Annotated in this window: 4 protein-coding genes; 1 reads left to right on the top strand and 3 read right to left on the bottom strand. The window is 68.4% G+C overall.

Annotated elements, in window-relative coordinates:
- A partial coding sequence (locus tag R1101_RS27060; protein ID WP_016934384.1) for a phospholipase effector Tle1 domain-containing protein occupies positions 1-947 on the top strand: 947 nt, incomplete at its 5' end.
- A gap of 20 nt (positions 948-967) precedes the next feature.
- Here the strand turns inward: R1101_RS27060 and R1101_RS0115955 are convergent.
- The 3 genes from R1101_RS0115955 to ppc form a co-directional block, all read right to left on the bottom strand.
- Positions 968-2218: an RNA polymerase sigma factor gene (locus R1101_RS0115955; protein WP_016934383.1), complete on the bottom strand. Its 1251-nt coding sequence runs from the start codon at positions 2216-2218 to the stop codon at positions 968-970.
- Between the two features lie 3 nt (positions 2219-2221).
- Positions 2222-2560, bottom strand: coding sequence for a YciI family protein (locus tag R1101_RS0115950; RefSeq protein WP_016934382.1), 339 nt, complete (start codon positions 2558-2560; stop codon positions 2222-2224).
- A gap of 88 nt (positions 2561-2648) precedes the next feature.
- Positions 2649-4880: phosphoenolpyruvate carboxylase (gene ppc, locus R1101_RS0115945; protein ID WP_016934381.1), on the bottom strand; the 2232-nt coding region annotated here is incomplete at its 5' end.

The raw sequence follows: 4880 nt of genomic DNA, 5'->3' as shown, positions 1-4880 counted from the left end.
GGGTCGGCACATTCTCGTCGGCCGGCGCGTCGACACGCGTGGGGCAGAAGATCTCGCGCACGCTCGGGCTCGCATTCGGCGTCGGAATCAAGACGAATCTCGCGGAGGCCTACGCCTTCCTGATGAACCAGTGGGAGCCGGGCGATCGAATCTATCTCTTCGGGTTCAGCCGAGGCGCCTACACGGCCCGGGCGCTTGCGGGCATGCTGCACGTCATCGGCATTCCACGACCGGCGGCAGAAAACCTCGTCCAGTATGCGATCGCCAAGTATGCGCCCCGGGGCGAGTGGACAGAGGAGAATGAGAAAGCCGCCCAGGAATTCTCCGCCACCGTGTGCCGTGCGCCGAACGGCTCGTTCTCCGTTCCTGTGCACTACCTCGGCATCTGGGACACTGTCAGCGCTCCCGGCCTGTTCCGGCGAGACCTTCACTTCGTGAAGACCGAGGACCTCCCGAATGTGGAAGCAGGTCGGCATGCCGTCTCGATCGACGAATATCGCAGGCCGTACAAGGCGGACTTGGTGACGAACGCGGCAATCCAGGAAGCCTGGTTCACCGGCGTCCATTCCGACGTGGGTGGCGGATTCAAGGACGACAGACTCGCCAACATCTCGCTTCTGTGGGTGCTCGACGGGGCACGGGAGCACGGGGTACTGCTGCGTCGGAAAGCGGATTTGCGTGGACTTCCCCAGCGGGACAAAGAGTACGCAAAGGCGAAGCCGAATCGTATGGGCCGGATCTGGATCCTTGCCGGTCGCACACGGCGCCCGATCCCACCCGACGCGAACTTCCACGCGAGCGTGCTGTTCCGGTGGGACGACTTCCGAGACGGCCCGGACGATCCGACATGCGTCGACGACGGTTGGTGCGACCCGGAACCTCCGGACGATCCCGTGCCGCTCGCTCTCTCGGAATCACACGGCGACCCGGAGTTGCCCGAATCGTAGGCTCCAGCGCCCGCAATCCTCTACTCACCCGGTGGGTTCGCCGACCTCACGAGCCTCGATCGAAGGTGTCGCCGCTCGGGTTCGGTACCGGCGAGCTCGAGCGCGCGCCGATACGCCTCGGCCGCTTCGCCTTTCCGACCGACCCGGCTCAGCAACTCGGCCCGCGCCACCGCGTACGGCCCGTAGTCGCGCAGACCCGGCTCCTCCGCGAGACCGTCGAGGAGTTCGAGTCCGGCCGCGGGCCCGTCGCGCATCGCGACCCCCACGGCGCGGTTCAGTGCGACGACCGGCGACGGGCTCAGCGCGATCAGCACGTCGTAGAGCGCGACGATCTGCGGCCAGTCGGTGCTGTCGACGCCGTTCGCTTCGTCGTGCAGTGCGGCGATGGCGGCCTGCACTCCGTACGGGCCGGGTGGTCCCCCGGTGAGTGCGGCGACCACCAGCGAACTGCCCTCCTCGATCATCGAGCGGTCCCAGCGGGTGCGGTCCTGTACGTCGAGCAGCATCATCGCGCCGGACGGGTCGGTGCGTGCGTCTCGGCGGGCGTGGACGAGCAGCATCAGCGCAAGCAACCCGCTCACCTCCCGTTCCGCCGGCATCAGGCGGTGCAGGATGCACGTGAGGCGGATCGCTTCCTCGGCGAGGTCGGGGCGTTGCAGATGTTCGCCGCTGCTCGCGACATAACCCTCGGTGAAGATCGAGTAGAGCGCCGCAAGCACCGCCGGTAGTCGCTCCGGCAGTTCGCCGGGGCCCGGCACCCGGAACGGAATCCGAGCGCCGCGGATCTTCTTCTTGGCCCGCACGATCCGTTGCGCCATCGTCGGCGGCGGAAGGAGGAAGGCGCGGGCCACCTCGTTCGTCGTGAGCCCGCCGAGGCAGCGCAGGATCAGCGCGACGCGGTCGTCGGCGGCGAGGGCGGGGTGGGCGCAGGTGAAGAACAGTTCGAGGCGGTCGTCCGGCAACTCACCGGTCTCGGGTGGTTCGTGCGACATGCGACGTTCGGTATCGATGGCGAGTTCGGCGAGGCGTGTCGCATACACGCGGTCGCGGCGTACCCGGTCCAGCGCTCGGCGCCTCGCCGTGGTGAGCAGCCAGGCACCCGGACGCTCGGGCACCCCGTCGGCCGGCCAGCGTACGAGCGCCGCTTCCAGCGCGTCCGATGCGACCTCCTCCGCGAGGTCGAGATCGCCGAACCGATGGACGAGCGCGGCGAGGAGCCGGCCGTGTTCCTCCCGGAACACCGCCTCGACGGTTGCGGCCGGTTCCTCCATCGCTCAGTCCCCGAAGTCCGCGATCGGCCGCACCACGACCGTGCCGCCGTCCCTCGAACCGGGGCAGCGGGCCGCCCAGTCGAGTGCCTCGTCCAGGCTGCCGACGTCGATGACGTCGTATCCGCCGAGCACCTCGCGGCTCTCGCCGAACGGTCCGTCTGTCACCGTGCGTCGCCCGTCCGCGTCGACCTGCACGGACGTCGCGGTGACGAGATCCTGCAAAGCGTGCCCGGACACGAGGACTCCCGCGTCGCGCATCGCCTTCTCGTAGTTCTGCCAGTCCTCGACGGTGCAGGTGGGCTCGTCGGTCGTGGATGCGTAGATCAGCAGCATGTACTTCATGGCGGTCGCTCCCGTCTGTGTGGTGTTCGTCCTACACCATCACGACGAACGGGCACCTGCCGTATCGACAACCCGACGAGAAATTTTTCTAGCCGCTGTTGCGCAACGCCGTGGCGAGACCGTTCATCGTGATCTGGATGCCGCGCCGGACCCGGTCGGTGTCCTCGCCGGCGCGGAACCGGCGCAGCAACTCGACCTGCAGATGGTTGAGCGGTTCGAGGTACGGGAACCGGTTGTGCAGCGACCGCTCGAGGGCGGGATTGTCCGCGACGAGCGAGTCGTACCCCGTGATCTGCTCGTAGGCGACGACGGTGCGGGCGTGCTCGTCGACGATGCTGCCGAACACCCGCTCCCGCAGTTCGGTGTCGTCGACGAGTTCGGAGTACCGGGCGGCCAGGCCGAGATCGGACTTGGCGAGCACCTGCGCCATGTTCGACAGCACCGAACGGAAGAAGGGCCAGCGTCGGTAGAGATCCTGCAGAGTTGCCAATCGGTCCGGATCGCCGGATACCCAGTCGTGCACGGCCGTTCCGGTGCCGTACCAGCCGGGGAGCATCACACGGCTCTGCGTCCAGGAGAGCACCCACGGGATGGCCCGCAGGTCGCTGATCGCCTTCGTCTGCTTGCGGGAGGCAGGACGGCTGCCGATGTTGAGCGCCCCGATCTCCGAGACCGGTGTCGCCGTGGTGAAGTACTCGACGAAGCCCGGCGTCTCGTGGACCAGGCGGCTGTACGCTGCGCGGGCCAGGTCGGCGAGTTCGTCGAGGATCCGGTAGGCCTCCGGTGCGTCCTTTCCGAGGCCTTCGACGTCGAGCAGGCTCGATTCCAGTGTCGCCGAGACGAGCGCTTCGAGATTGCGGCGGGCGAGCACCGGTTCGCGGTACTTCGCGGCGATGACCTCACCCTGCTCGGTGAGGCGCAGCGATCCCTGAACCGCTCCTGGCGGCTGGGCGAGGATGGCGTCGTAGCTCGGTCCGCCACCGCGGCCGACGGTACCGCCGCGACCGTGGAACAGCCGCAGCCGGATCCCGGCGGTGCGGGCCGCGTCGACGAGGTCGAGTTCCGCGCGGTAGAGCGCCCAGTTGGCGGCGAGATAGCCGCCGTCCTTGTTGGAGTCGGAGTACCCGAGCATGATCTCCTGCAGGCCGTCGTGCCCGTCGACGAGGCTGCGGAACTCGGGCACGGCGAGGGCCGCGGTCAGCGTGGCAGCGCCGCCCCGCAGGTCGTCGATCGTCTCGAAGAGCGGGATGACCTGCACCGTGCTGCGCGGATAGCCGCGGTCGAGGTCGAGCAGGCCGACCTCCTTGAGCAGTACCTCGACCTCGAGCAGGTCGGACACCGAGGTGCACATGCTGATGATGTAGTGCTCGATGGCGGCCGGTCCGATGCGGCGGACCACTTCGGCGGCGGCACGCAGGATGCCGAGTTCTTTCGCGGTCTCGTCCGACAGGTGCGCATCGGCGGCGGTGAGCGGGCGGCGAATCCGCAGTTCCGCGGTGAGGAGCGCGACCTTCTCGTCTTCCGGCAGATCGCGATAGCGGTCGGTGACCCCCGCCCAGGAGAGCAGTTCGGCGACGACGTTCTCGTGTACCTCGGAGTTCTGCCGCAGGTCGAGCGGTGCGAGGTGGAACCCGAAGACCTCGACGGCGCTGCGCAGGTGGGCGAGCCGGTCGTCGGCGATCACCGCGGCACCACCCGCACGCAAGGATGCATCGACGATGTTCAGGTCGGTGTGCAGGCGGGCCGGGTGAGGATACGGTTCGCACGGGATGCGCACCGTGTGGGGCAGGTCGACGCCGGGCAGCAACCGTTCCGCGGTCGCGGTGAGGCGAGCGCGGATGCCGTGCACGGCACGCCGGTACGGCTCGTCACTGTGCGCGGGATCCTCGTCGCCCGAGTGGTCGGCGAGTTTCTTCAGGGCACCGCTGATGGTCGCGGTGCGTTCGGACATCGACAGTTCGCGTTCGAGCGCCGCGAGTTCGGTGAGGTGATGACGCAGCGCGGTCTCGCAGGCACGATTGGCGGCGGTGGTGACGACTTCCCCGTCGACGTTGGGGTTGCCGTCGCGGTCGCCACCGATCCAGGTGCCGGGCCGCACCAGCGGCTCGGTGAGCACCGCGGCGTCGGGCCAGCGTCGCCGGAGTTCGCGGCGCACTTCGGCGTTGAGAGCGGGCACGACGTCGAACAGCGCGAGGTCGTAGTAGCGCAGACCGTTGTCGACCTCGTCGCTGATCCGCAGCCGCGCAAGCCTGATGAGCGCGGTGTCCCAGAGGGTGAGGATGTGCCGGTAGAGCGCACGGTCGATCTCCTCGAGCGCGGC

Source organism: Rhodococcus sp. R1101, from assembly GCF_000278445.1.
In the GTDB taxonomy this organism is placed as follows: Bacteria; Actinomycetota; Actinomycetes; order Mycobacteriales; family Mycobacteriaceae; genus Rhodococcus; species Rhodococcus gordoniae.
The sequence above is the reverse complement of the archived record's forward strand: the minus strand, read 5'-3'. Positions and strand labels throughout refer to the sequence as shown.